This is a genomic window from Veillonella parvula (assembly GCF_001553335.1).
Lineage (GTDB): Bacteria > Bacillota > Negativicutes > Veillonellales > Veillonellaceae > Veillonella > Veillonella parvula_S.
This window is the reverse complement of record NZ_KQ960799.1, coordinates 72,006-98,419: the sequence shown is the minus strand read 5'-3', so window position 1 is coordinate 98,419 and position 26,414 is coordinate 72,006. Positions and strand designations below refer to the sequence as shown.

Sequence of the window (26,414 nt, the reverse complement as noted above, 5' to 3'; positions counted from 1 at the left end):
TAATTTTGTCGCATTACTTATTGCAATTCAAGAATTACTATTTATTACATATTCTATTCATGCATAGAATTATCACTTTTTTATATAGATCCCTATCTAGACTAGTAAATACGTGGTTTATAGCTATCTTTCTGATATTTAATAATATACCAAAATGTACCAAAAATTACTCGTTTTGATTATATTTCATATCACTTTCACTATGTTTTCACGAACTATCTATATACTAGCTATAGTTGATTGAGATCAACTAAGGAAATGGAGGTCTACTACTAATAACTTTTACCTGTCCCTTTTACAAATAATACAAACAACACAAAACAATACAACACATAAAACAACACTTAAATACACAACAATACTCTCCCTGTGTATAAACAAAACAATACATATACAAAACTCTCTAATTATATATACCATCTCCCGTATATATAAAGGTAAAAGTTAGGTAGACATAAGAGCCCTTGAAAGAGGGCTCTTTTCTTTAATATTTCTTATTATTTATTGATTAATAAGCCTATATTTCTTGACATAGTATGTAATATTTGTTAAACTAATCAAGTATCAAGCAAAGCTTGATGAATATAGGGGTATAGCTCAATTGGTAGAGTAGCGGTCTCCAAAACCGTTGGTTGTGGGTTCAAGTCCTACTGCCCCTGCCAAAATTTGGATGGCGGTCTTCGGGCCGCATGTCCATAAAATTACTAAAAAAATATAAAAAAATGCTTGCGTAGCCGCAATCATTATGTTAATATAAGTGAGTACTTTGTACATGACTCAGTAGCTCAGCTGGATAGAGCGTTTGACTACGAATCAAAAGGCCAGGGGTTCGAATCCCTTCTGGGTCACCAAATTAAAGCATCACAGTAATGTGGTGCTTTTTTATTTTGCTTTTTATATGTATATAAAGGACCCTACATATTTATGTAGGGTCCTTTTATGAGCTAATGATCTTTATTTAATTAACTAAGTTGTATTATTTCGCATGTGGCTGATCTGATTCAGCTACTACGTTAACGACAATTTCTTGATCTGCAGAAATAAGATTCATAATGATGGGGATTGGCTGTTCGATGGCTTCAGCTATACTTTTAATTTGTCGCATTGCAACAGGATAAGGTGTTGTTCTATCACTTTGAAATAATTCTTCCAATTGGTTGATTTTTGTTTGATTTAGATTCGATTTATTTGCGAATTCTTCGATCGTCATATTATGTTGTTCGCGATAGCTTTTAATGATTTCACCGATATACATAATCGCCTCCACTTGAATTATATTAATACATTTTTATTTTATGTGAAAGTTCGATAAAACTCAAGTTAGATTGAAATGATACTTCATATTATTGATACATAATGGTTTTATATTATAAAATGAACATACAATGATACTGATATATATGGAAATGAAAAGAGGTTTGCTATGAAGATGAATAGAAAACAACTTTTAATTGTTTATATATGTTTAGCATTAGGGGCTTGGAGTGCTAGCGCTAGCATCAGCTTTAGTCAATCAAATAGAGATACGAATCAAACGCGTCGAGATAATACGACAATACAGCATAGGTCTGAAAAAACTGTTGACGATTCTGACCAAGGCAGTCCTGTTATTGCATCGTATTACAAAGATGGCAAAAAAAAGAAGAAAAAGAGCACTGCTGCTGATGAGACTAAGCTTTCAGAGAAACAAAAAGCAACTAAAGAATTGAATGAACATTCTTGGGTAGAAGAAGCGGGAAAATATCCGTTACCGTATGAGGTTGTGGAAGGGAAAGCAGTCAGTGAAGAAGAGTTAGCCCACTGGTGGAAGGTTTTTAATGATCCCGTATTGGATCAATTAATTGATTTGACCCTCAAAAATAATCGGCAGTTAGAGGTAGCTCGCTCTCGAGTTAGACAAGGGCGGTTACAGTTGGGTATTGCTGAAGCACAGCGATTACCTTGGCTAGATGCTTCCGGTTCATGGTCGGCTAATAGAGGTCAGGGTGAATGGGATTCAGACCAAGAAGCGATAAAGAATTTACCTATATCTGATAAGATGACGAGAAATGTAGAAACCGGTAAATTGGGAATTGATGCGCGATGGGAAATTGATATATTCGGAAGACAAAAAGCAAAATCACGTGCTGCATCGAATTCGTTACAAGCATCACAGGCGGATTTATATTCCACCTGGGTATCTTTGAGCGCGGAAACCGCATTACAGTATATGTCGTTAAGAACTTTACAGGAGCAATTGCGCATAACAGAAGATGATGTGAAGCGTCAACAGGAAGCGTTGGAACTGATTAAGATAAATTATCAGTCTGGTATTATTAATGAATTACCTGTGCAACAGGCTACATATGCATTATCTCAGACTCAAGCGGAGATTCCTTCATTAAAGAAAAATATAGCTTCCACAATGGCTGCTCTTTCTATATTGACGGGAACAGTTCCAGGCGAGATTGACGGGTTATTGATGGAAAATACTTCATTACCTACGGTGGATCCACACATGTTTATCGGCATACCGGCGGAAGCTTTACGACAACGGCCTGATATTCAGGCGGCGGAACGACGTATTGCGGCGCAACAACAGAAAACCAAGGCTGCAAAGGCTGACCTTAAGCCTAGGTTTTCACTAAATGGCAGTATAGGCTTGGAGTCGTTTTCATCGGGAGGTCTTATTTCGGCTATCGGTAAAATGATAGGAATAGGACCATCTATCACTATGCCTATTTTCAATGCCGGTGCTATTCGTAAGAATATAAAGGTACAAACAGAAAAGGAACAGGAATATTTGGCACTTTACGAAGAGACTGTTTTGAAAGCTGTAGGGGAGGTCCGAAATGCGGTAACGGATGCATCTCAGGATCATATTAAGTCCGAGGAATTGAAATCTGCTGTAGAATCTGCACAGCAAGCGGAATCTTTGGCGCAAACCAATTTTGACTCCGGTCTTAGCGATTACTTAAGTGTTCTTGATGCACGAAGAAATGTATTGTCTGCAAGGCGGCAATATATCATGAGTCGGGGGCAAGAGTTTGCTGATACCGTTCGTTTATTCAAATCCTTAGGCGGTGGTTGGGAAGCTATGGACATGGATCAGGAGGCAGAGGCGGACTCGCATGCTAAGAAATAGTGTGAGAAACGGGGAATGATTATGAAAGAGAAACTTGATGTCCTTAAACGGTGGATGGCGAATAATAGAAAAAAGTGCGCAGGTATAATGATTGCCTTTCTAATAATTTTGGGTGGAGTAAGTTATTATGCTTATAATCAATACGAAGTGTACATTACCTCTCATCATATTGTGTTGCAAGGCAATGTGAATCTGCGTGAAGTTAATGTTGCATTTCGGGGAAGTGACCGGATTGCCAGCCTTTTGGTGGATGAAGGTGCGGTGGTGAGCAAAGGGCAGATTTTGGGGTATTTACATTCTGATGAATTGAATCTTGCTGTACAGCAGGCTAAGGCTACCATTGCAGCACAGGAAGCTATAGTGGCCAAGTTGCAGGCCGGCAGTAGACCAGAAGAAATCGCTCAAGCATCGGCACGAGTTACATCTGCAGAAGCTGCGTTAGCTCAATCGAAACAGGAGGCAGAGAAGTTACAAAAATCCTATAATGCTTCAAATGGTAAGGCCGTTAGTCGACAGTCTGTAGATGATATACAGGCGAAGGTGAAAGTATCGGAAGCCAAATTAAACGAGGCTCAGCAAGCATACAATTTAGCTGTCGCAGGGCCAAGACAGGAAGATATAGCACAGGCCCAAGCCCAATTGGATGCGATGAAAAGCGAACTGGCCCGTCAGGAGTTCTTGTTGAACCAATCTGTATTAACGTCCCCGATAGACGGTGTTATAACGGCCCGATTATTACAGGTCGGTGATATGGCTTCACCGAATACACCTGTATTTAAATTGGCTGAGAATACTAAGAAATGGGTTCGTGTATATGTGAACGAACGGGATTTAGGAAAAATTTATAACGGTATGGATGCAAATGTAACAACGGATACATATAAGAACGAACCGATTCACGGAACAATCGGATATATTTCTTCCGTAGCGGAATTTACACCTAAATCGGTAGAAACGAAGGATGTGCGTACTACACTTGTATATGAAGTGCGGGTATATGTAGATGATCCTGATAATCGTCTCCGTTTAGGAATGCCTGCCACTGTTTCCATTGATATATAGAGGTGTGCGGTGAATGATGTATATGCAATCGAAGCGTCACAATTATATAAAGAATTTCCCCTTGTCGGAGATGATCCTATAATAGCATTGGACCATTTAGATTTTAAAATTCGAAAAGGCTGTTTAACTGCGTTGGTCGGGCCAGATGGGGCGGGGAAAACGACTTTGATTCGTTTGATAGCCGGTTTATTGGATGCCACGTCTGGTTCTTTAGAGGTCCTCGGAATGGATGTGAAAGCACATTCACAGGCAGTTCAAGATAGACTCAGTTATATGCCTCAGAAATTTGGGCTTTATGAGGAATTATCCGTCAGTGAAAACATGAATCTCTATGCAGATTTACACGGTATTCCTTTGCATGTGAGAACGAAGCGGTTTGAAAAATTACTGCATATGACAGGGCTAGCCAAATTTACTAAGCGTCAAGCCGGTAAATTGTCAGGCGGTATGAAGCAAAAGCTTAGCCTAGCTTGTACATTGGTTCGTTCTCCGGAGCTATTACTGCTCGATGAGCCTACCGTAGGGGTCGATCCATTTTCAAGGAGGGAGTTATGGGAGATCTTAGAGTCGCTGGTATGTACAGATGGAATTAGCGTACTTGTTAGCACTGCATACTTAGATGAGGCGGAGCGTTGTAAAGATGTTTTCGTCCTCAATAAGGGGCACTTTTTAGCAACTGGGACACCGCATGAGTTGACTCAAATGTCTGAGGAACGATGCTTTCAGGTAAAGATTCCGAAGTCGTTGAGCATGCGAAATGTACAGGCCGCATTGATGGATGACAGGAAATGCGTGGCGGATGCAGTTCCGGAGGCCGGTGCTGTGAGGTACATAAAAACAAAAGAAATGCTTTCGATTCCATGGCTTAATGAGTACGGTATGGAGGAAGAACCAGTTCAGAGCCGTTTGGAAGATACCTTTATGATGTTGTTAAAAGAGGATGAAATTGCCTCAAAACAAGGGGCTAAGCCTTTAGATAGTATCGATATGGATTTGGATGAAAGTGCGATAGAGAAAGAACGAAAGCATTTGTTGGCCCCCAATGAAATGGTTGAGCGTCCAGTAGAAATTTCCGTATCTCATTTGGTGAGGACATTCGGTGATTTTACGGCGGTGGCTAATACATCATTTACGGTGCAGCGCGGAGAAGTATTCGGGTTACTCGGACCAAACGGAGCAGGGAAGACGACGACATTTCGTATGTTGTGTGGATTATTGCCTGTAACGAGCGGGGATTTGCGCGTGGCCGGCATTGATGTCGTTAAATCCCGTACGGCGGCAAGAAGCAATTTCGGATATGTAGCGCAGAAGTTTTCTTTGTACGGTAATCTGTCTGTTATGGAAAACTTGAATTTTTTTGCCGGTGTGTACGGCCTTCACGGACAGAAGAAGCTTGATCGTATAGAAGCCGTTATCAGTGAGTTTCGTCTGAATGACGTGAGAGATATGATAGCCGGTGATTTGCCTGGTGGTTATAAACAGCGCTTGTCCATGGCGGCTGCCTTAATGCATGAGCCTAAAATTCTTTTCTTGGATGAGCCCACAAGTGGTATTGATCCTCTTACAAGGCGTAATTTCTGGCGACAGATTACTTCTTTATCAAAGCGAGGAACAACGATTATTATTACGACTCATTTTATGGATGAATCGGAATATTGTGACCGTATTATGATTCAGGATGCAGGAAAACTCGTTGTACTGGGAACACCTGATGAAGTTAGACGGATTGCCGGCGATGAGAATTGTACTATGGATGAAGCGTTTATCTCCGTCATACTAAAAAAACGGGAACAGGAGGATGACGTATGAACGGATTTATAAGACGGTTTTCCTCATTGGTATACAAGGAGACCTTACAAGTATTGCGCGACCCTAGCACTATTTTGTTGGGTGTTGTGCTACCTATACTACTTATTATCCTCATCGGCTCAGGGGTTACTTTGGATGTTAAACACGTGCCGATAGCAGTGGTTATGGAACGGCAAGATTCTATGACCCAGAGTGTGTATGACTCCTTATACGGCTCTGAGTACTTTCAACCTATAGCGGTTCGCGATAGAAAAACGGCGGAACTATTGATGGAAAAACGAAAGGTAGATGCCATATTGGTGATTCCACAGGACTTTTCTGCTCAAGTTATGCGTGGACAAGGGAAAGTGCAGGGGATTTACTATGGTGTCGATACTTCGGTAGCGATGAGCATAGAAAGTTATGTAAACTCAGCTATTAATTTATGGGCCGTTAAGAATATTCCGTTTATGCTACGTGGTGGATATATAACAATGAACCATCGCATGTGGTTTAATGAAGCAAATACAAGTACCTGGTTTTTGATTCCTGGGCTCATCATGATTATCATGACGATTGTATCCGTCTTTCTTACGGCGGTTGTTATGGCTAGAGAATGGGAACGTGGTACTTTTGAGGCTTTATTCGTTACACCAGTTAAGCCTATTGAAATTATTTTGGCTAAGGTAGTGCCTTATTATGTATTGGCCATGTTGGGGCTGTTGTTTTGCCTCGGTGTTTCGTATTTCTTTTATGAAGTACCTATGCGTGGTTCCTTATGGATCATCTGCATCGTGTCCACATTGTATTTGATTGTTTCCTTAAATATGGGACTACTTATATCTGCGTTTACGAAGAAACAGTTCTTAGCTTGTCAAATGGCGTTACTTACCAGTTTTTTACCGGCGTTGATATTGACGGGGTTTTTATTTGATCCACATTCACAACCTGTGGTGATTCAATATATTTCACGGCTTTTACCTCCTACATATTTTTTAGAATTACTGAAATCATTGTTCCTAGGTGGAAATAACTGGTATTTGATTATTAAAAATAGTGCCGTATTATCGGGTTTTGCTATTTGCTTTACAATATTGACAATTTATATTACGCGGAAGAAGGTGGAATAATGAATTGGCGCCTGTATTGGAATCAAATTGTCTCCATCATATGGAAAGAGCTATTAGCCACCTTTAAAGATCCGAAAACTCGTATAATCTTACTGTTACCGGTTATTATTCAAGGGTTCCTCTTCGGTTACGCCGCAACCTATAATCTCAACAAGGTTCCCTATGTATTGATTGATGAAAGTCATACGCAGACCGCAGCTGCATTAGAATCGACTATTAATTCATCCGGTGTTTTTGAACTGTATCAATCTGCGAACTCTCCGGATATAATCGCACCACTAATAGACTCCAACAAGGTTATTATGGCGGTTATCATACCTCAGGATTTTGAAGAAAACTTAAAGCATAAACAACCTACATCTATTACTGTTATTGTAAATGGAACGAATACAATGACTTCAGGTCTTGCCACAGCCTATATGGGGCAAATCATTTCTCAATTCAATCAGACTTGGTTAGGTGTTGAGCATAAGGGAATCACGATTGAATCTCGTACCTGGTACAATGAAAATCAGCAGTCTTCCTGGACTTTCTTGACAGGTCTCGTTATATTGATCAGTATGACACAAGTTATCATGTTGGGGGGCTTATCTGTGGCGAGAGAACGAGAGCAGGGGACCTTTGATCAATTATTGGTGACGCCCGTATCATCTATGCAAATTTTGATTGCAAAGTCTATACCCCCTATGATAATAGGACTGTTTCAAAGTACTGTATTGTTATTAATAGCTATGTTTTGGTTTAAAGTTCCATTTCGGGGCAACATATTTCTTGTGTATGCCGTGTTGTTTACGTTTATAAGTAGTAGCATTGGATTGGGGTTATCTATTTCTGCTATTGCAAAAAATATGCAGCAAGTTCTCGTATATGTTTTTGTTTTTCTTTTTCCACTAGCATTATTGTCCGGATTAATCACACCTGTACATAACATGCCGAAAATATTGCAATATCTTACATATGGAAATCCTATGCGGTTTTCTGTTGATGCAATGCGCAGGATTTATTTAGAAGGTGCAGGATTGACGGATATTTGGTTTAATTTTATTCCTATGATTATCCTAATCATTATAAGCATGTCCATAGCAGGATGGCTATTTAGAAATCGCGTTGGATAAAGCTAATGATTAGATTGTTAAACTTTTTATATTTTGTTATAACAATACGGCAGACCTATATAGTATTTTTTTATTAATAAATATGCTACTGCCGTATTGACTAAATGAATGTAGACTGTTAGAATAAAGACATAGAAAATATCATATTTGGGAATAGGTGCTGAAAAGCATAATAGAGAAGCCGGTTAAAGGCCGGCACGGTCCCGCCACTGTATGGTCGAGCGAGTTTAAATTAAGTCACTGGGAAACTGGGAAGGCTAGATGAGCGATGACGCCGAGTCAGGAGAACTGCCTATTCAACATTCACCATTTGACCTACGAGAGATAGGGAGGAGAAGTTAATAGCTCCTTTTTACGTACCCGTAAAAAGGATTTTTTAGTTCTATTGAATCTAAATTGTATTATAGTTGATTTAGATTTTAGTTCTATACGACCTAAATGTCGTGCTATGGTCATGGTGGATTACCTTTTTGGTATTACCAGCATGACATATGTTATGACTGTTAATATATTTTATGGTAAATGTAGGGCATGCATTTATTCATCATCATCCTAAAAAAGAGGCTGACCCAGGGTTCTAGTAGTTCGGATTCTGGGTCAGTCTCTTTTTATTTTGCAAATATTAGTTATCGGTAAGACCTTTTAGATTGAGACCTGTAGAGTTTAGGTTTAGATGAGGCGTTAAGCGTTAATAGATATACAATTGTAGAGTTAAGATTTTTTAGTTTTAGAATTTGTTTTAGGTTTACGTAAATCATAAGGTTTAGATAGTTGTTTTTCTTTGAATCTATTTTTAGATGTATGAATTTTAAGTCATTTAAAAAAAATGATTGACGATGAATTCTATACATGATATTATTATTTCAGTTGAGACGCGGGAGTGGCGGAATTGGCAGACGCACCAGACTTAGGATCTGGCGCCTTACGGCGTGGGGGTTCAAGTCCCTTCTCCCGCACCAACTTTATTGCACCTTTAGAGGTGTATTTTTTTTGCCTAAAATTAAGTAGTTAATGTGGATATTCATATCGATAAACACTTGTAGTTTAATAGTAGGGTAGGTACAGAATTAACTACTACATTATATGTTATAATAAATAAGTTAGAACTATTTAATTAATACAATCATAGTAATACTATATGGTGCAGTATGAATAATACATTAACAAAACTGCTTTCACAGAACCCATCCTTTGTGGATGGGCTAAACGCATTTCAGCGTAAAGGAAAGTCAGTCATATATGGGCTTAGTGGATCTCAAAAGAGTTTTCTCTTAAGCCAATCTTTTTCTGCAGGTCTTAAAAAGCCTGTAGTCATCGTAGTTCATGATAAGGATCATAAGGAGATGTGGGAGCGAGATTTAGCCTTCTTCTGGCCTAATGTGCCAGTCCAATCATTTCCTAAAACAGATCATGTAGACTTTACAACTGTAGCACGTAGTCTTGAGGACCAAGGTGCACAAATGCGAGCATTAGCATTATTAGCGTGGCAAGAGCCGGCAGTAGTCATTGCCAATGCTGAAGAGGCTACACAGTATGTTGTATCCCCTCATTATTTAAAGGGGCAATCGTTGCATTTTGCTTTGAATGATGCAATTGAACGTGATGTAGCCCTTGAACAGCTCGTAACAATTGGATATGAACGCGTAGACCAGGTGGAACAACGTGGTCATTTTGCCGTGCGTGGAGATATTTTGGATATTTATCCTGTAAATAGTGATCATCCGATTCGCATTGAGTTTTTTGGTGATGAAATCGATACATTGCGTTTCTTTTCTGTAGAGAATCAACGTTCTATTGAGCAAATCGAATCCTATACGGTGACGCCTTTCTTTCTTGGTAAAAGTGATGCAGATAGTACTTTACTATCATATGTGAAAGATGGCACTTTGATTTATGACGAGCCAGGTCGTATTCAAGAGGCGTTAAAGAAATTCTTAAAAGAAGATCCTACACATCGGAAAAATCATTGTGATTGGAATGAACTACAACGCACTGTAGATGCTACGAATCAAGTGGCTTTCACATTTATGCAACAACGTTCTATTGGACTTGCAGGATTTAATCCTATTGGCATTCAAGGGAAGACAATGACGAGCTTTGAGCGTCAAATTCCCCTATTAACAGATGAAATTAAACAATGGCATCGTTTAAATCATCAAGTGGTACTAGTACTAAATAATCAGCAACGACGAGAAGGTATTGAGCGCGCCCTTGAAGGGGAGAATATTGCATTTATTCATAGTGATACATGGATAGCAAAGCCAAACACCGTCGTTATTTTAAAGGGCTTATTAACAGATGGTTTTGAATTGCCCAATAGCCATCTCGTAGTTGTCGTAGAAGGTAATATTTACGGACAGCAAAAGCGCAAGCTTCGTAATAAGCCTAAAAAGGGCCAAGAAATCAATTATTTTACAGATTTAACGCCTGGTGACTATGTAGTACATAATATGCATGGTATCGGCAAGTATATTGGTCTTAAAACAATTGAGACGGAAGGCATTCACCGCGATTATATTGAGATTGCTTATGCTGGAACGGACAAACTGTTCTTACCAGCTAATAATTTAGATCAACTGCAAAAATATATTGGCAACGAAGGTGATGTGCCACGTATTAATAAGATGGGTGGTCGTGACTGGAGCAAGGTTGTTTCAAAGGCAAAAAAATCTATTGATGATTTAGCAGATAAACTCGTTGAGATATATGCACAACGAGAAATCACAGAAGGTTTTGCATTCTTGCCAGATCAACCATGGCAGCAAGAGTTTGAAGATGCATTCCCCTATGAGGAAACGGAAGACCAATTACAGGCTACCGCAGAGATTAAAGAATCCATGGAAAGACCTGTTCCTATGGATCGCTTGCTCGCTGGTGATGTAGGTTTTGGTAAAACGGAAGTGGCTATGCGCGCCATTTTTAAGGCTGTTATGAGCGGAAAACAAGTAGCAGTACTTGTACCAACTACGGTTTTAGCACAGCAACATTTCCAAACTTTTTTGAATCGCTTTGCTCCATTTGGGGTGAAAGTAGATGTGCTTAATCGATTCCGAACTACATCAGAGAAAAAACAAATTCTTAAAGGCGTAGAGGATGGATCTATTGATGTTCTTATTGGAACTCATTCATTACTTAACAAAAAGGTGGTATTCAAAGACTTAGGTATGCTTGTTGTAGACGAGGAGCAACGTTTTGGGGTAGCACAAAAAGAAAAGTGGAAAGAGTGGGCTAGCAATATCGATGTACTCACTTTGAGTGCTACACCGATTCCGCGGACTTTACATATGTCCCTCGTTGGCGTTCGAGAAATGTCTGTTATCAATACTCCGCCAGAGGAGCGTTTGCCTGTTCAAACCTATGTGGTGGAATATGATATGAATCTCATAGCAGATGCTATCAAACGAGAACTTGCAAGAGGTGGACAGGTCTATTTCGTATATAATCGGGTCGCATCCATTAATCACATGGGAGAACTATTAGAATCTGCATTGCCTGGCTTGCGTTATGCTATTGCTCATGGACAGATGACAGGCCGTCAAATTGAGGAGATTATGACCGATTTCTATGAAGGCCATTATGATGTACTCTTGTCCACGAGCATTATTGAAACCGGTTTAGATATTCCTAATGCAAATACTATCATCATTTATGATGCGGATCGCTTAGGTTTATCTCAACTATACCAAATGCGAGGTCGGGTAGGACGCTCTCGTAGACGTGCTTATGCATACTTTATGTATCGGCCAGATAAAATACTTTCAGAGGCAGCTGAAAAGCGTTTGAAAGCCATAGAGGAGTTCACCGAGCTCGGCGCAGGATTTAAGTTAGCCATGAGAGATTTAGAGATTCGCGGTGCCGGCAATCTATTAGGTTCACAGCAACATGGTAATATCGCCTCTGTCGGCTTTGGTATGTACGTGAGCATGTTAGAAGAAGCGATTGCAAAGGCTCAAAATAAAGAGGTTGAGCGAGACGTATCTATTGATCCGGCCATCGATTTAGAGGTAGATGCTTTTATTGACGATGCGTATATCAAAGATAGTGCTCGTAAGATTTCTGTATACCAACGATTGTTACATATTAAATCTAAAGAGCAACTCGATGATATGACGGATGAGCTCATTGATCGCTTCGGTACACCAACTGACCCAGTAGACCGTTTGTTGCGCATTGCTCAAATTAAAGAGCAAGCGCGCCTACTGGGCATTAAAAGTATCGTCCGTAGAGATAAGCAGCTCACCATCCATTGGTATGACGATTCTAAAATGGCCGATTGGGACATGGGGGCTGTACGAGAAGATTTATGGAAAAAAATGAAGTTTATGGACACCAAGCCAGCCACATTATATGTGAATCTTAATGGCATGAAAGGTTCTGTTTTGACCATTACGGAAGCGGTGATAAAGGCTCTTAGCCACAAGTCACCGACTAAGGAGGGCCTATGAATCGATTTTTAAAAGGAGCCATGATTTTAACCTTAGCCGGTATTATCGTGAAGGTCATCGGTGCGTTTAGTAAGGTTCTTATTGCACGGATCTTAGGTGGTGAAGGAATTGGGCTATATATGATGGCCTATCCAATCTATCAAATTATCGTTAGTATTTCTGCTGCAGGTATTCCTGTAGCCATATCTATTATGATTGCAGAGAAACTTGCTAATGATGATATGCGAGGCGTACAACAAGTATTTTCCGTATCTTTAAGGGTACTCGCTATATTAGGGCTGGTATTTAGTTTGGCCTTATATGGTAGTGCGCAATGGCTCGTAGATAATCAAATCATCACCGATCCACGTGCTTTAATTGCTATTCAGCTATTATCTCCAGCCATTTTTGTAGTGACCATCCTGAGCTGTTTTAGAGGGTATTTCCAAGGTTTCCAGTATATGGTGCCTACTGGTACGAGTCAAGTATTTGAACAAATCTTTCGCGTGTCTTCTATGGTAGGTTTGGCATACTACTTCATTGATCGTGGACTCCATTTGGCGGCAGGTGGTGCGACCTTTGCTACATTCCCAGGCGTATTGGCAGGGTTACTGGTATTAATTTATTTTTACTACCGACAACGCAATGTTCGAGAGAAGATGCTTTTACAACAGAATCCTAATGCTATTTGTGAAAGTAATGGCACCGTAGTTAAACGCTTGTTTAGCCTTGCTATACCTGTTTCTATGGCGAATATTATGCTTCCTATGGTATCACTCATTGATACATTTATCGTCCCAAAACGATTGATGGATATTGGATACTATCTCAATGAAGCAACCACACAATTTGGCTATTTAACGGGGATGGCAACATCTCTGATTGGGTTGCCAATCATTCTAACTACGTCCTTAGCCGCTAGTCTTGTGCCAGCCGTATCTGAGGCCCATACTCAAGGTGATGTACATCGCATCGTGAAACGAGCGGAAACGGCGATTAAAATTGCTAATATGTTTACGATTCCAGCCTGTATTGGTCTCTGTGTACTAGCTACGCCAATATCGCAATTAATATATGCAACACCCCACGCAGGGCCTGTTATTGCTGTTATTAGCTTGAGTATTGTGTTCCTCGGATGGCAGCAGGTTACTGCAGGTGTTTTGCAAGGGTTAGGAAGGACAGTAATTCCTATGGTGTCGATTTTTATCGGCTTATTAGTGAAGACATTCTTAGATTATGAATTGACAGGCAGTGTTGAGTTGGGCATTAATGGTGCGGCTTGGGCGACGAATTTAAACTTTGCTATTGCAGCGCTTATTAATTATATTTTTGTAAAAAGATATGTAGGTTCGGTACTCAACACATTAGAGTTATTAAAAATAATAGTATCTGCCATGGCCATGGGCGGTGCTACACAAGTCATCTATGTGAGCACTGTTGATTTATTAGGCAATGGTGGCGCTGTGGCTGCAGCAATTGTAGTGGCTATTTTTGTATATGGTTTATCGTTATGGCTTACTAAAGCTGTCGTAAAAGATGATATATACTATTTCCCAATCATAGGCAAGCGCTTACAAGCTCGACGCAATAGGGAGGAAGCAAAGCTATATGAAGAACAATATTGATATTCAACCTTTAGTCGATGTAGTGAAAACTTTGCGTGCACCAAATGGCTGTCCTTGGGATCAAAAGCAAACGCATGAATCTTTACGTCGCTATTTTATAGAGGAAACCTACGAAGTGGTAGATGCCATTGATAATAAAGATATGCCGAATCTTCGTGAAGAGTTAGGTGATGTATTATTGCAAGTTGTCTTTCACAGTCAATTGGCAGAGGAGGCTGGTTATTTTACACTTCAAGACGTAATTAATGATGTCGCTGAAAAAATGATTCGTCGTCATCCTCGTGTTTTTAGCCCAGAAAATGATGAAAAATCATACACTTGGGATGAATTAAAGGCACAAGAAAAGAAAAATATTCAAAATTCTGTATTGGATGGTGTATCGAAAAGTTTACCTGCTTTAATGGCGGCTTATAAGCTCCAAGAAAAGGCTGCAAAGCTAGGATTTGACTGGGATGAGCTTGATCCTGTTTGGGCTAAAGTTTCCGAAGAAATGGGGGAATTTAAGGAGGCTATTGACCAAAATGATAGAGAAAATATGGAAAAAGAAGCAGGAGATGTGCTTTTTTCCTTGATTAATCTATTCAGATGGTATAAAATAAGCGGTGAAAATGCACTAAATCGCACAAACACAAAGTTCCGACAGCGTTTTTTACATGTAGAAGCTTGTGTTAACCAAAGCGATCGCTCATGGGAAGACTTTTCATTAGCTGAGCTCGATGCTTTTTGGGAGGAGGCTAAAGTGCAGGAAAAGTAACCTAGAGGTTTATACACTTCTAAGGTATTGTAATTTTAAGGAGGTTCTGTCATGAACAAAACAGAATTAATCGCAAGTGTTGCACAAAAAACTGAATTAACTAAAAAAGATGCTGAAAAAGCAGTAAAAGCTGTATTTGACACAGTAGCTCAAGAATTAGCAGCTGGTGGCAAAGTACAAGTTATCGGCTTCGGTACTTTCGAAGTTCGTGAACGCGCAGCTCGTGAAGGCCGTAACCCACAAAACGGTAAAACTATCACAATTGCAGCTTCCAAATCCCCTGCATTCAAAGCTGGTAAAGGTTTGAAAGAACAAGTTAACGCTGCAAAAGCTAAAAAACGCAAAAAATAATCCATATTGGATGTGAAAGAGACCTTTCGAGGTCTCTTTTTTTTATCTATTTATGGTATAATGCACAGAGAAAGGGTGCATTATGAATAACGAAACATCAAGGAAGGTTCTCATCGTGTCTGCCTCAATCGGCACTGGACATATGCAAGCCGCAAGAGCCATAGAAGAATATTGGAAAGAAAAAGAGCCACAAGCATCAATTACCCATGTTGATTTTCTTGATACAGAAACTATGTCTGTAGAGCATTTAATTAAGGGTACCTATATCAAGATGATTGACGTATTCCCCATGCTCTATGATATGATTTATCGCGTATCGAAAGGGGAAAAACGAGGTACCATTATGCAAACCGCATTGTCGTACCTACTAAAAAGCCGCATGCTTAAACTAGTACAACAAGAAGAGCCAGATGTAATGGTCTTTACACATCCATTTCCTTGTGGGGCGGCATCGATTTTAAAGCGTCAAGGTCATATAGATGTACCACTAGTGGCTATTATGACAGACTTTAGTAGTCATCAGTTTTGGCTCTATCCACAGATTGATGTTTACTATGTTGCAACAGAATCTATGGTACCTGAAATGGTAGCTTCAGGTATCGATGAATCTCGTATTCATGTATCTGGCATTCCAGTGCGGCGATCTTTTTTCCGTGATGCTATTGAAGAGTATAGCTTAGAGGAACCTGTGAAAGTTCTTGTTATGGGTGGTGGCCTGGGTTTAGGCTCTCTTGAGACGGCTTTAAAACATCTAGATGAAGTAAATGGTATTGGTGAAATTACCGTTGTAGCGGGACAAAATACGTCTCTTTACGAATCGTTAGTTGTCCTTAGTGAATCTATGAAGACGAAGACCACCGTATATGGTTATACTACCAATATTTCTGAGCTCATGAAATCATCGTCTTTGCTCGTTACAAAACCTGGTGCATTGACCTGTATGGAGGCTGTTACAATCGGATTGCCAATGGTATTCTTTAATGCTATCCCAGGGCAGGAAGAGGCAAATGCAGAACTGTTAGAGCAACGGGGCTGTGCTCGTTGGGCTCGCGATATTCACAACTTAGAAGATGTGGTAACTGCACTGTTAATTAATTCTCCGCGACTTCAACAAATGTCTGAACGTGCTCGCGAATGGCATGTGGATGGGGCTGCTGATATCGTAAATAGTCTCATTGAAATTTTAGATGCTAGTGCACAAGATGAGCTTGTGAAAGCTCAAGAGGCAATTAGCTAACCAATATAGAAAAAGCGATGACCTAAAGGGCCATCGCTTTTTTCTATTGATACTGTTCAATATGTTCTTTTCGAAGTTTTTGTAATGTGACTAAGAAAGCATCCGTACTTTCTGCACCATCCAATAAATCTTTTAATTGGTAAGAGTCATCAAGGGTAACACTCCATTGGAAGGAGTCGTTATCGTCGTACACATTGAATACGACTGGTGTCTCTAAGTCCTCTGGCATATAGCCGTCATCATCGGACACAGTTGCATACGTGCCATCCTCTAAGAGCTCGGTAAATAATGTGTCATACCCATCAATGTCGATAAGTTCAAAGTTGATACTTTCATAAAAGTCTAAAACCATATCCGTCGCCATGTGGACCTCCTCATGAATATATATGTTACGTTTATTCTACTGAGGGCGCCTGTTACTGTCAATGGTAATGTGTAGTATAATAAATAACAGAATCACAAAATAGGAGCGGAATATGAACGTTATTAGTTTACAAAATATAGAGAAATCATATGGTACAAGGCTGCTGTTTAAAGAAGTGAGTATGACTTTTACCACGGAAAAACGATTAGGTCTTGTGGGCATCAATGGAACGGGTAAGTCTACATTTCTAAAAATATTAGCAGGACAAATGGAAGCTGATAAAGGCACCATTGAGCGTAATGGTAAGGCTAGCATTTATTACTTAGCGCAGACACCTGATTTTGATGCGGAAGCTACTTTGCTTGAGGCCGTTCTTGATGGAAATCATCCTCGGTTGCAAATGGTAAAAGCCTTTGAACGTATTAGTCGTGAGTATCGCCAAATGCAAGAGTCTGGTAAAGACGATGCTAAATTGTCTCGCAACTATATGAATGCTTTAGAGCAAATGGATCAACAAGACGGTTGGCAGGTAGAGCAAGAGGCGCGCATTATTTTATCTAAATTGGGCTTTCCTGATGTGGAGCAAAAGGTAGCTATGTTATCAGGAGGGCAAAAGCGTCGTCTTGCATTAGGGCAAGCATTGCTATATCCATGTGATCTTTTATTACTAGATGAGCCGACTAACCATTTGGATGAAGATAGTATTGATTGGCTAGAGTCGTATTTGAGTATACGTCAAGGAGGATTATTAATCAGTACCCATGATAGATATTTCCTCGATTCCGTATGTAATGGTATTTTAGAGCTATCAAATCGTCATATGTATCAATACGATGGCAATTATGAAGAATTTATTGCCTTGAAAGATGATCGAGAGGCTCGTGAAGCTGCTACGGAAGAAAAACGAGGTCAATTTTTAAAACGAGAAATCGAATGGGTACGTCGTGGTGCTCTGGCTAGAACTACAAAACAAAAGGCTCGTCTTGACCGTTACGAAAAATTAAAGAATATGGAGAAAACCCGCCGCCCCGATCAAATGGATCCTATTGCGCTGAAGACACGTTTAGGAAAAACCATCTTTGATATTGAGCATTTAGAGTTTTATTTTGATGAACGTCCTATGATTAAGGACTTTACCTATCACGTGGTACGCCATGATCGTATCGGTATAGTAGGGCCCAATGGTGTTGGTAAATCTACCTTTATGAATATCCTTGATGGCACCTACGAAGCGACGAGAGGCACTATTGGTAAAGGTGAGACCGTTCGCATTGCTCATTTTAAACAAGAGCTACCTGAATTTGATGAAGATATGCGCGTTCTCGATTATATTCGTGAGGACCACTCTTATATGGTACTCGGTGATGGGTTTACATTGAGCGCAGGACAAATCCTTGAGCGATTCCTTTTTACCCCAGAATTACATGGTGTACCGATTCGAAAACTCTCTGGCGGGGAACGTCGTCGTTTATATCTCTTAAAATTGTTGATGAGCGCCCCTAACGTATTATTGCTGGACGAACCGACGAATGATCTTGATATTCCAACATTGGAGGTATTAGAGGATTTCCTTGACTCCTTTAGTGGCGTCATCATCACCGTTTGCCATGATCGGTACTTCCTAGACCGCGTAGTGGATAAACTGTTTGTCTTTACCGGCGATGGGCATATTGAAATCGTTCATGGCTCGTATTCTGACTACAAAGATGCTCTTGATGAAAGTAGTGGCAGCAAGCGCCCATTCTATATGCCAAATGATAATATACCGGCTAATTCCAAAGCGGTACGAGCTGTAGAAGGTGGAGAGGCTGATAGCGATGACTCTGTTGATAATCAATCTAATAGGGTAGATACCCTTGGAAATGATAATGTTGTTGCTGGTGATAAAACAGATACTTTCAAAGAAATACCAAAGAAGGGTCTCAATAAAGCAGAAGAAGCGGAGTATGCCAAAATTATGGATGAATTGCCTAAGCTAGAACATTTAGTGAAGGGCCTCGATGTTATGATAAGCCAAGTGGCTACTGATTATGAAAAAATGCAGTCACTGATGGAGGAACGAGAAGAAACACAGACTCAAATAGATGTGCTCACTGAACGGTGGATGGAATTAGAGGAACGCCTATAACTCCTTTTATCATGCTATTTTTTAATATCTGTTATGCAAAGGAATTACGTGTAAGTTTATTGATAAAACTCACAATGTATAGTATAATTTCTACGATTAACGATAACAACGTTACCTAAGTAGGAGGAACTCATGAGTAAGTACCAATTTTTAGACCGTCGCGTGCCAATTGAAGACGGAAATATTGCATTAGTACAAGATTTAACTAAATGTAAAAACTGCTCCTTATGTCGTAAAGCTTGTGCTGTAGACATGGGTGTATTTGATTATTATGATTTAACAACGAATGGGGATCATCCAATTTGCATTCATTGTGGTCAATGTGCATCTATTTGCCCATTCGATTCCATTAATGAACGCTCTGAAATTGATGAAGTAAAAGCAGCTATTGCTGATCCTAATAAAATTGTCATCTTCCAAACTGCGCCTGCCGTACGTGTTGGTTTAGGTGAGGAATTCGGCCTTGAGGCTGGTACATTTGTAGAAGGCAAAATGGTAGCTGCTCTTCGTAAATTGGGTGGCGACTATATTCTTGATACAAACTTTGGTGCGGACATGACTATCATGGAAGAAGCATCTGAGTTATTAGAACGCGTTATTAATAGCGATGCAGTATTGCCTCAATTCACATCTTGTTGTCCTGCTTGGGTTAAGTTTGCGGAAACATTCTATCCAGAATTCTTGCCAAACTTATCTACGGCTAAGAGCCCGATTGCTATGCAAGCGCCTACACAAAAAACATATTTTGCTGAAAAAATGGGCCTTGATGCAAAACAAATCGTTGCCGTTGCAGTAACACCATGTACAGCTAAGAAATTTGAAATTCGTCGCGATGAAATGAATTCTTCTGCGGAATACTGGAATACACCAGAAATGCGCGATACAGACTACTGTATTACTACACGGGAACTTGCAAAATGGTTGCGCGCTGAAGAAATCAACTTTGATGATCTTGAAGATTCTGCATTCGATCCATTGATGGGTGAAGCTTCTGGTGGTGGTATCATTTTCGGTAACACTGGTGGCGTTATGGAAGCGGCTATGCGTGCGGCTTACAAAATGGCGACAGGTGAAGATGCACCTCAAACATTGATTCCATTTGAAGCTATTCGCGGCATGGATGGTGCTCGCGAAGCGGACGTAGTGATTGGCGATAAAACATTACACGTAGCGGCAGTTCATGGTACAGGTAATTTGCGTAAGTTCATCGAACGCATGCGTACAGAAAATATCCATTATGACTTCATTGAATAATGGCTTGTCGTGGTGGCTGTATCGGTGGTGGTGGTCAACCACGCGTTAAATTACCGATGGCTGACAAAGCTCGTGAAGCTCGTATTGCTTCCTTGTATACTCGCGATGCAGAAGTAACTGTAAAAGCAGCTTGTGATAATCCAGATATCCAAAAATTGTATGCTGAGTTCTTTGATGGCAAACCTATGAGTCACAAAGCACATCATATGTTACATACTACCTTTGTAAATCGTTCTGAAGATTTAGGCCCTAATGGCGCTTGTACGCCTGCTACATGCCCTACATCTGTACCTAATTTGAAAAAGGCGGCAGAGGCGGCTAAAGCGGCGGCGGAAGCTAATAGCTAAGAGTTGATAGTTATTAGTTAATAAAAAACACAAAGATAGCTAAGAAATATATAGCAGATAGTTGATATGTTAGTCAGCTATCTGCTTTTTTATCTACTTTATATAGTGGAAATATGGTCATAAAAGCTTTCACAGATGTAGATTCTATATATGCCATATACGCATAGGGGTTAAAATATAGAGATTGGTAAATTGGTTTAGGAATTACCTGTAGTATGCTATAATTAAATTGTTATTATAGAAGCAATCAATACTGGTTCGGGAGGATCTTCATGGCTTTTAAATTAAAAGGAAAAGAAGAAAAATTTTTCAGTATTTTGGAAAAGCATGCTGCACTAACTTATGAAAGTGCGGAAATGATGGAACGCGTGTTTAAGGGGGATATCTCTAAGGAAGAGGCATTTCTTGAAATTGATACAAAGGAAAAAGCTGCCGATGAATTAGTAAATGAAACTGTAGAGCGTTTACGTAAAACATTTATCACTCCAATGGATCGTGAGGATATTCAGCTTTTGATTGACCAATTGGATACTACATTGGATAATATCAAAGAAATCATGGATAAAATGGTTATGTATCACGTGGGCAAACCAAGTGATGGTGCTATTCGCATGAGTGAAATTGTTGTTAAATGCGTTAAGCATATCAATAAATCCATTGGTTATATGGGGAGTCTTAAAAAGGATCATGTGAAGGTAGAGGGGCGTGTTCACCAAGTATTGAAACTTGAGTCTGAAGCGGATAATATTTATCATGAAGAAATGGCTAAGCTCTTTACAGAGTGTACAGATCCAATTGAAATTATCAAATGGAAGGAAATCCTTAGCGCTATGGAAGATGTAATCGATGGCTGCGAAGATTTGGTTGGTACATTCCGCCGGGTAGTATTGAAGTATGCTTGATGCTCATTATTTAGTATGGCTAGTTGTATTTTTAGCATTAGCCTTTGACTATATCAATGGCTTTCATGATACGGCGAATGCCATTGCCACATCCGTTTCTACACGAGCTATTGAGCCTAAAAAGGCAATTATGATGACCGCTGCTCTCAATTTTTTGGGTGCAATGGTTAGTACAGGTGTTGCAAAGACTATCGGTGGTGATATAGTAATGTCGCCATCTCTTATCGATAGTGGTATTATTTCTGCAGCCCTTATCGGTGCCATTACATGGAATCTTTTAACTTGGTATTGGGGAATTCCAAGTTCCTCATCCCATGCTTTGATTGGTGGCATCATTGGTGCTGTGGGCTGGTCTGTAGGATTTGACGCGTTGAATGAGGCGGGGATTTTAAAAATCTTTTTGTCTCTTATTTTATCTCCGATTGTAGCCATGATTGGTGGCTATATTGTGATGAAAGTATTGTTACTTATTTTCGGTAGATTTTCTCCGATTGCTTTAAATGATCGATTTAGATCCATGCAAATTGTATCAGCAATTATGATGGCATTTTCTCATGGCTCTAATGATGCACAAAAAGCGATGGGGATAATCACATTAACCTTACTTAGCGGTGGTTTCATCGATACATTAGATGTACCGATTTGGGTAAAACTTTGTTGTGCTACTGCAATGGCTATGGGTACTGCTGTAGGCGGTTGGAAAATTATCTCTACAATGGGTACCAAGATTTTCAAACTAGAAACTATTAATGGGTTCGCTGCTGATTTAAACTCGGCGATTACTATTTTTACAGCTACATTCTTACATTTGCCTGTAAGTACTACACACGTAGTAAGTGGTTCTTTACTAGGTGTAGGCTCTTCTAAACGTATTAAAGCCGTTAACTGGGGCGTAGCAAGATCTATGGTTATGGCTTGGTTTGTAACGATTCCATTATCTGGCATCGTTGCCGCTATTGCTTATGAAGTAGGTCACTTACTATTTGGCTAATTCATATACTTTTTATTATAGTAAAAAAGACTGCAAACGCAGTCTTTTTTGTTTATCAAAATATTCTTGCTATATTGTCATATTTATAAATAATTTGCTTTTCTATTTTAAAATTCTATTTACTATAGGTGTACGTGATAGTATCTAAATAGTCTAAAAATATAGAAATAAACTGGTTTGTAAATACTATATTCTATAAAAGAGATTTATCTATATTTGGCAACATTAATGTTACAATTCAAGTTGAATAGGGGGAAATACTTATAAATATGTGTTTTGTTGATTATGCATTTTACTAATAAATGAAGTTTATTACTTGTTTATAGGCTGTTAAGAGGTTGTTTTAAGTGAATGGCTATTGCATACTTATGTATCGGAGGTTATACTATCGGTAGAAGGAGTTTTTCAAGTGAAAAGTGAGGTATGTATATGGCATGGGGTGGATCTAGACGCGGTGCCGGGCGCCCACGTAATCCTATTAAACGTATTGGTAGAACCTTTCGACTCAGTGATGAAGAGTTTCTTTCGCTAAAGCCATTGATCATGGCTATTAAGGCAAATAATGATAAACGATATAGGCAACAATATAGCCGAGAAGTATAAATAATCAGGCATTGTCACAGCATATACAATTTAATACATTTTAAATCTATTTTACAATAATTCATTATTTCTAAATCTTTCAACTACAACACATCTTTACTCTCTAAACAATATGCTGTGTGCAATACAAGTAGTACGAAAAGGTCCCAATTCATTTGAATTGGGACCTTCTTCGTTATATATAATAACAAAACATATTACATATATTACTCTATATCTTGTTATATTAAATTAGTCTACTTTGATGCCGTGAATTTCTTCAGCTAAACGTTTTAAAGCATCAACTGTACGTACCCCAGGTGTGATTTCGGAAAGTTTTACACGAATGAAGTGACCTTCTTTTACGGCTGTGATGTCTTGAAGTTGAGGATTAGCCTTGATCTTTTCAATTTTTTGTTGGAAATCATCATCGTTGCGGATAGAATTGCCATAGTCAGCGATAATAATATAATCAGGGTTTTGCGCAATTACTGTTTCCCAAGAACCTTTAGCCCATGTTTTATCAACGCCTAAGCCGCTCATTACATTATCAGCACCGATAAGTTTTAAGATGTTAGTAGTATAACCTTCGAATGCTGTGAATGGTTGACCGTCTTCAGAGTCATAAATGAAAATGCGTTTACGAGGTAAGTCTTTTAGTTTATCCTGGATAGCTGCCAATGTTTTACGTTGACCTGAAACCCATTCTTCAGCTTTAGGTTTTACGCCGAAAATCTCACCCAATTTAATCATGTCGCTGAAGTTGGTTTCTAGGTCAGCCTTAGTAGATAACATGGATTCAGGGATCCAAATATTAACCTTTTGGGAAATCATTTTATCTGCAGGAATGGCTCGTTTGCTGAAAGAATCAGGCCATCCTGTAGCAAAGTCAGGCTTTACGGACATGAATACTTCATAGGAAGGCCATTTATCAGATAATACTTTTACTTTGTCGTAAGCCGCTTGTAAAGGTGGGTAGATTTCTTCTTCTTTGAAAGCGGTCCCAGCCATTTTGTCTTCAAGGCCTAATTGTAACATCATTTCCGTTGTTGCTTGGGACATGGACACTGCATGAGTTGGGGCAGATTTTACGGCAAAGTCTGTTTTTGTACCGTCAAATGTTTCACTCCATGTTACAGAGGTCCCGTTATCAGCTGTAGTTTTTGTAGTATCAGAACCACAACCAGCAATAGCGAATGTAGCACATGTCATTGCGATTAATAATAATTTTTTTGACTTTCTTAAATTCTGAAACATAGTAAGTCCTTTCTTTACTAATTAATAATATAAATGATAGCGCCCTTCATCCCAAGAGGTTTTGAAAGGAACTTCAAAAATTGGTTCAAGAATTTCAGGTGTGAGCACCTCGGTAGGGGAACCTTCTTTTAGGATAGTTCCGCTGTTCATGATGACAATATGATCGCAATATTGAGCCGCTAGATTTAAGTCGTGAAGGACTACAATTGTAGTGCCTTTAAAAGCACGCAATTGCTTCATAAGTGCCACTTTATACTTCATATCTAAATGATTAGTAGGTTCATCTAAAAGAAGTATTTGAGGTTTCTGGGTTAAGGCTTTAGCAATGAATACGCGTTGCTTCTCACCACCTGATAGATGATGAATTTCTTCGTCTGCTAAATGGGTGATGCCCACTTCATTCATATAATGCTCTGCAATTTTTACATCTTCAGAACTATAGGTGCCAAAGTGTTGTTTGTATGGATACCGTCCCATGAGAACGATATCTTTTACGAGAAAATCATCGATCATAGAGTCTCTAGATTGTGTTAAAACGGCTACTAATTGAGCAAATTCGCGACCTTTATAAGACTCTAAAGGTTTTTCATTTAATGTAATCTTGTTTTTTGACGGCTGAAGTCGATATAGATGGCTAAGTAGCGTAGACTTACCACATCCATTCGGTCCAATTATGGCTGTTATTTTATTGGTAGGAAATGTCACAGAAATATTCTTTAACACTTCTTTTGTTTCATAAGAAAAAGACAGCTGATTAATTTGATACATAGTATCTCCTATAGATATGATATACACTAACCATTGTGTTTATAACGATTCATGATAATCCAAATGAAGAGTGGAGCCCCCAATAAGGATGTAAGTACACCAATAGGGATTTCTTCTGGACTGTAGAGTGCTCTCGATAATACGTCTGACCAAATCATAACGATGCTACCGATGAGTGCACTAAATAGTAATGTGTGTTTATGTTTAGGCCCTCCTACAATCCTAGCAAGGTGCGGAATGATAAGGCCGATAAAGCCTACTACACCTACCTTTGATACTAGTGTGGCGATTACAATAGAGGATATGATAACGATGCTTAATTGCAACTGCTTAACAGAAAGGCCCATTTGTGCTGCTTCATGATTACCAAGTAGCAATACATCAAGGTCTTGATTGAACATATAGATATATAGCATAAATAAGATTAGAATAATTGCGGTTAATGGTAAATCACTCCATTGTATGCCTGCAAAGCTGCCAAGTAGCCAGAACATGGCACTTCGCACTTGTGCTTCGTGTTTAGCCCCGTAAATAATCATCATAGTTAAGGCTGAGAATACACCGGTCATGCCCATACCTATGAGGATAAGCTTTACTGGACTGTTGCTTTTACCAACACATAGTAGTACTAATATAATTGAAAGTGCAGCGCCTAGAGCCGCAAAAATAGGCGTATTGTATTGCCCTAAGAATGGAAGCCCACCCATGATAATAGCAAAAACGGCGCCTGTACTTGCACCAGAAGAAACACCTAATACATAGGGATCTGCCAGTGCATTACGAGTAACCGTCTGCATTAATAAACCTACAAGTGATAGGCCGATACCTGTTAAAACTGAGTAGATAAGTCGTGGTAAGCGTATATCTGTAATAATCGTATCTGTCATAGAAGCCTTAGCATTTGGATCAATTATAGACATAAGAGCTGATATAATTTGATCTAAAGGAATAAAATTAGCTCCAAACTGTAAAGCTGTTACCAATGAAATACAGAGTATTAGACATAATATAAATGCTTTTACCGAAGTCTGCATAAAATCTCCTTATTCTATTTTTATGTAGGTAATATAAACCTCATCTAAGTATAGAGAATTTTCAATATATATACAATATTAATACCCGTATAGGTATAATAGGAGTGGGTATTTTATAAACTTTAATGGTTAAATCTTATGTTGGTTTTATTCATTTTTATAAGGTCATTGTTATTT

The 26,414-nt window shown here is 39.2% G+C and carries 19 protein-coding genes, 3 tRNA genes, 2 pseudogenes and 1 riboswitch; of the genes and pseudogenes, 19 read left to right on the top strand and 5 right to left on the bottom strand.

The window, feature by feature from the left end; translation table 11 throughout:
- Window positions 1-586 precede the first annotated feature (586 nt).
- A tRNA-Trp gene (locus HMPREF1865_RS07020) sits at window positions 587-662 on the top strand.
- A gap of 112 nt (window positions 663-774) precedes the next feature.
- Window positions 775-851: transfer RNA gene (locus HMPREF1865_RS07015), tRNA-Arg, on the top strand.
- A gap of 125 nt (window positions 852-976) precedes the next feature.
- On the opposite strand, the gene HMPREF1865_RS07010 is transcribed toward HMPREF1865_RS07015, so the two are convergent.
- Window positions 977-1,255 carry a helix-turn-helix domain-containing protein gene (locus HMPREF1865_RS07010; protein ID WP_060919668.1) on the bottom strand — a complete coding sequence of 93 codons (279 nt, stop codon included), beginning with the start codon at window positions 1,253-1,255 and terminating at the stop codon, window positions 977-979.
- A 168-nt stretch (window positions 1,256-1,423) separates the two neighbouring features.
- Between HMPREF1865_RS07010 and HMPREF1865_RS07005 the strand changes: the two genes are divergently transcribed.
- The 12 genes and pseudogenes from HMPREF1865_RS07005 to HMPREF1865_RS06955 all read left to right on the top strand — a co-directional run bounded on the left by HMPREF1865_RS07005 (window position 1,424) and on the right by HMPREF1865_RS06955 (window position 16,610).
- The gene (locus tag HMPREF1865_RS07005) at window positions 1,424-3,124 is read left to right on the top strand and encodes an efflux transporter outer membrane subunit (protein WP_060919667.1); all 1,701 of its coding nucleotides are present in this window, start codon (window positions 1,424-1,426) and stop codon (window positions 3,122-3,124) included.
- An 87-nt stretch (window positions 3,125-3,211) separates the two neighbouring features.
- On the top strand, window positions 3,212-4,186 hold the full coding sequence (locus HMPREF1865_RS07000) for an HlyD family secretion protein (RefSeq protein ID WP_230949615.1): 975 nt from the start codon (window positions 3,212-3,214) through the stop codon (window positions 4,184-4,186).
- 9 nt (window positions 4,187-4,195) lie between these two features.
- Window positions 4,196-4,693: pseudogene (locus tag HMPREF1865_RS09720) on the top strand (ABC transporter ATP-binding protein); the annotation flags it as partial.
- A gap of 195 nt (window positions 4,694-4,888) precedes the next feature.
- Window positions 4,889-5,995 (top strand): ABC transporter ATP-binding protein, encoded by a 1,107-nt coding sequence (locus HMPREF1865_RS09715; RefSeq protein WP_412226865.1) that lies wholly within the window; start codon window positions 4,889-4,891, stop codon window positions 5,993-5,995.
- Window positions 5,992-7,104, top strand: a complete 1,113-nt coding sequence (locus HMPREF1865_RS06990; RefSeq protein WP_042986461.1) for an ABC transporter permease — start codon at window positions 5,992-5,994, stop codon at window positions 7,102-7,104. The genes HMPREF1865_RS09715 and HMPREF1865_RS06990 overlap by 4 nt, the downstream gene beginning before the upstream one ends.
- Complete coding sequence (locus HMPREF1865_RS06985) at window positions 7,104-8,219, top strand: ABC transporter permease (protein ID WP_008601623.1); 1,116 nt, start codon at window positions 7,104-7,106, stop codon at window positions 8,217-8,219. The genes HMPREF1865_RS06990 and HMPREF1865_RS06985 overlap by 1 nt, the downstream gene beginning before the upstream one ends.
- Before the next feature lie 138 nt (window positions 8,220-8,357).
- Window positions 8,358-8,529, top strand: a riboswitch (cobalamin riboswitch).
- Between the two features lie 564 nt (window positions 8,530-9,093).
- A tRNA-Leu gene (locus HMPREF1865_RS06980) sits at window positions 9,094-9,178 on the top strand.
- Window positions 9,179-9,367: 189 nt separating this feature from the next.
- Window positions 9,368-12,664 carry a transcription-repair coupling factor gene (gene mfd, locus HMPREF1865_RS06975; protein WP_060919665.1) on the top strand — a complete coding sequence of 1,099 codons (3,297 nt, stop codon included), beginning with the start codon at window positions 9,368-9,370 and terminating at the stop codon, window positions 12,662-12,664.
- Window positions 12,661-14,268, top strand: coding sequence for a putative polysaccharide biosynthesis protein (locus HMPREF1865_RS06970; protein ID WP_060919664.1), 1,608 nt, complete (start codon window positions 12,661-12,663; stop codon window positions 14,266-14,268). The genes mfd and HMPREF1865_RS06970 overlap by 4 nt, the downstream gene beginning before the upstream one ends.
- Window positions 14,252-15,022, top strand: coding sequence for a nucleoside triphosphate pyrophosphohydrolase (gene mazG, locus HMPREF1865_RS06965; protein WP_060919663.1), 771 nt, complete (start codon window positions 14,252-14,254; stop codon window positions 15,020-15,022). Before HMPREF1865_RS06970 ends, mazG begins: the two co-directional genes overlap by 17 nt.
- A 51-nt stretch (window positions 15,023-15,073) precedes the next feature.
- Window positions 15,074-15,373, top strand: a complete 300-nt coding sequence (locus HMPREF1865_RS06960) for an HU family DNA-binding protein (RefSeq protein WP_004696710.1) — start codon at window positions 15,074-15,076, stop codon at window positions 15,371-15,373.
- 82 nt (window positions 15,374-15,455) lie between these two features.
- Entirely contained in the window at window positions 15,456-16,610 is a 1,155-nt protein-coding gene (locus HMPREF1865_RS06955; RefSeq protein ID WP_008714438.1) for an MGDG synthase family glycosyltransferase, read from the top strand.
- Window positions 16,611-16,653: 43 nt separating this feature from the next.
- Here HMPREF1865_RS06955 and HMPREF1865_RS06950 read toward each other — a convergent pair whose 3' ends face one another.
- Window positions 16,654-16,974: a hypothetical protein gene (locus HMPREF1865_RS06950; RefSeq protein WP_008714437.1), complete on the bottom strand. Its 321-nt coding sequence runs from the start codon at window positions 16,972-16,974 to the stop codon at window positions 16,654-16,656.
- A 112-nt stretch (window positions 16,975-17,086) separates the two neighbouring features.
- Here HMPREF1865_RS06950 and HMPREF1865_RS06945 point away from each other — a divergent pair, with 112 nt between their 5' ends.
- From HMPREF1865_RS06945 to HMPREF1865_RS09590, 5 genes and pseudogenes are all read left to right on the top strand, one after another.
- On the top strand, window positions 17,087-19,102 hold the full coding sequence (locus tag HMPREF1865_RS06945) for an ABC-F family ATP-binding cassette domain-containing protein (protein WP_060919662.1): 2,016 nt from the start codon (window positions 17,087-17,089) through the stop codon (window positions 19,100-19,102).
- Between the two features lie 132 nt (window positions 19,103-19,234).
- A pseudogene (locus HMPREF1865_RS06940) lies at window positions 19,235-20,703 on the top strand ([FeFe] hydrogenase, group A).
- A gap of 272 nt (window positions 20,704-20,975) precedes the next feature.
- Window positions 20,976-21,605 carry a DUF47 domain-containing protein gene (locus tag HMPREF1865_RS06935; RefSeq protein WP_004697557.1) on the top strand — a complete coding sequence of 210 codons (630 nt, stop codon included), beginning with the start codon at window positions 20,976-20,978 and terminating at the stop codon, window positions 21,603-21,605.
- A complete protein-coding gene (locus HMPREF1865_RS06930; RefSeq protein ID WP_008601598.1) occupies window positions 21,598-22,596 on the top strand; it encodes an inorganic phosphate transporter in 999 nt (332 codons plus the stop codon). Before HMPREF1865_RS06935 ends, HMPREF1865_RS06930 begins: the two co-directional genes overlap by 8 nt.
- Before the next feature lie 429 nt (window positions 22,597-23,025).
- Entirely contained in the window at window positions 23,026-23,199 is a 174-nt protein-coding gene (locus tag HMPREF1865_RS09590) for a hypothetical protein (RefSeq protein ID WP_004697552.1), read from the top strand.
- Between the two features lie 231 nt (window positions 23,200-23,430).
- Here the strand turns inward: HMPREF1865_RS09590 and HMPREF1865_RS06925 are convergent, their stop codons facing one another.
- From HMPREF1865_RS06925 to HMPREF1865_RS06915, 3 genes are read right to left on the bottom strand one after another with little or no spacing between them, the layout of a single operon-like run.
- Complete coding sequence (locus HMPREF1865_RS06925; protein WP_060919661.1) at window positions 23,431-24,435, bottom strand: ABC transporter substrate-binding protein; 1,005 nt, start codon at window positions 24,433-24,435, stop codon at window positions 23,431-23,433.
- Between the two features lie 21 nt (window positions 24,436-24,456).
- On the bottom strand, window positions 24,457-25,203 hold the full coding sequence (locus HMPREF1865_RS06920) for an ABC transporter ATP-binding protein (protein ID WP_060919660.1): 747 nt from the start codon (window positions 25,201-25,203) through the stop codon (window positions 24,457-24,459).
- A gap of 26 nt (window positions 25,204-25,229) precedes the next feature.
- Window positions 25,230-26,237: a FecCD family ABC transporter permease gene (locus tag HMPREF1865_RS06915; RefSeq protein ID WP_060919659.1), complete on the bottom strand. Its 1,008-nt coding sequence runs from the start codon at window positions 26,235-26,237 to the stop codon at window positions 25,230-25,232.
- Window positions 26,238-26,414 lie beyond the last annotated feature (177 nt).

Bases quoted from the DNA above. Each gene is read 5' to 3' on its own strand.
- HMPREF1865_RS07010 (WP_060919668.1), bottom strand. From the start codon at position 1,255: ATGTATATCGGTGAAATCATTAAAAGCTATCGCGAACAACATAATATG.
- HMPREF1865_RS07005 (WP_060919667.1), top strand. From the start codon at position 1,424: ATGAAGATGAATAGAAAACAACTTTTAATTGTTTATATATGTTTAGCA.
- HMPREF1865_RS07000 (WP_230949615.1), top strand. From the start codon at position 3,212: ATGATTGCCTTTCTAATAATTTTGGGTGGAGTAAGTTATTATGCTTAT.
- HMPREF1865_RS09715 (WP_412226865.1), top strand. From the start codon at position 4,889: ATGTCTGAGGAACGATGCTTTCAGGTAAAGATTCCGAAGTCGTTGAGC.
- HMPREF1865_RS06990 (WP_042986461.1), top strand. From the start codon at position 5,992: ATGAACGGATTTATAAGACGGTTTTCCTCATTGGTATACAAGGAGACC.
- HMPREF1865_RS06985 (WP_008601623.1), top strand. From the start codon at position 7,104: ATGAATTGGCGCCTGTATTGGAATCAAATTGTCTCCATCATATGGAAA.
- mfd (WP_060919665.1), top strand. From the start codon at position 9,368: ATGAATAATACATTAACAAAACTGCTTTCACAGAACCCATCCTTTGTG.
- HMPREF1865_RS06970 (WP_060919664.1), top strand. From the start codon at position 12,661: ATGAATCGATTTTTAAAAGGAGCCATGATTTTAACCTTAGCCGGTATT.
- mazG (WP_060919663.1), top strand. From the start codon at position 14,252: ATGAAGAACAATATTGATATTCAACCTTTAGTCGATGTAGTGAAAACT.
- HMPREF1865_RS06960 (WP_004696710.1), top strand. From the start codon at position 15,074: ATGAACAAAACAGAATTAATCGCAAGTGTTGCACAAAAAACTGAATTA.
- HMPREF1865_RS06955 (WP_008714438.1), top strand. From the start codon at position 15,456: ATGAATAACGAAACATCAAGGAAGGTTCTCATCGTGTCTGCCTCAATC.
- HMPREF1865_RS06950 (WP_008714437.1), bottom strand. From the start codon at position 16,974: ATGGCGACGGATATGGTTTTAGACTTTTATGAAAGTATCAACTTTGAA.
- HMPREF1865_RS06945 (WP_060919662.1), top strand. From the start codon at position 17,087: ATGAACGTTATTAGTTTACAAAATATAGAGAAATCATATGGTACAAGG.
- HMPREF1865_RS06935 (WP_004697557.1), top strand. From the start codon at position 20,976: ATGGCTTTTAAATTAAAAGGAAAAGAAGAAAAATTTTTCAGTATTTTG.
- HMPREF1865_RS06930 (WP_008601598.1), top strand. From the start codon at position 21,598: ATGCTTGATGCTCATTATTTAGTATGGCTAGTTGTATTTTTAGCATTA.
- HMPREF1865_RS09590 (WP_004697552.1), top strand. From the start codon at position 23,026: ATGGCATGGGGTGGATCTAGACGCGGTGCCGGGCGCCCACGTAATCCT.
- HMPREF1865_RS06925 (WP_060919661.1), bottom strand. From the start codon at position 24,435: ATGTTTCAGAATTTAAGAAAGTCAAAAAAATTATTATTAATCGCAATG.
- HMPREF1865_RS06920 (WP_060919660.1), bottom strand. From the start codon at position 25,203: ATGTATCAAATTAATCAGCTGTCTTTTTCTTATGAAACAAAAGAAGTG.
- HMPREF1865_RS06915 (WP_060919659.1), bottom strand. From the start codon at position 26,237: ATGCAGACTTCGGTAAAAGCATTTATATTATGTCTAATACTCTGTATT.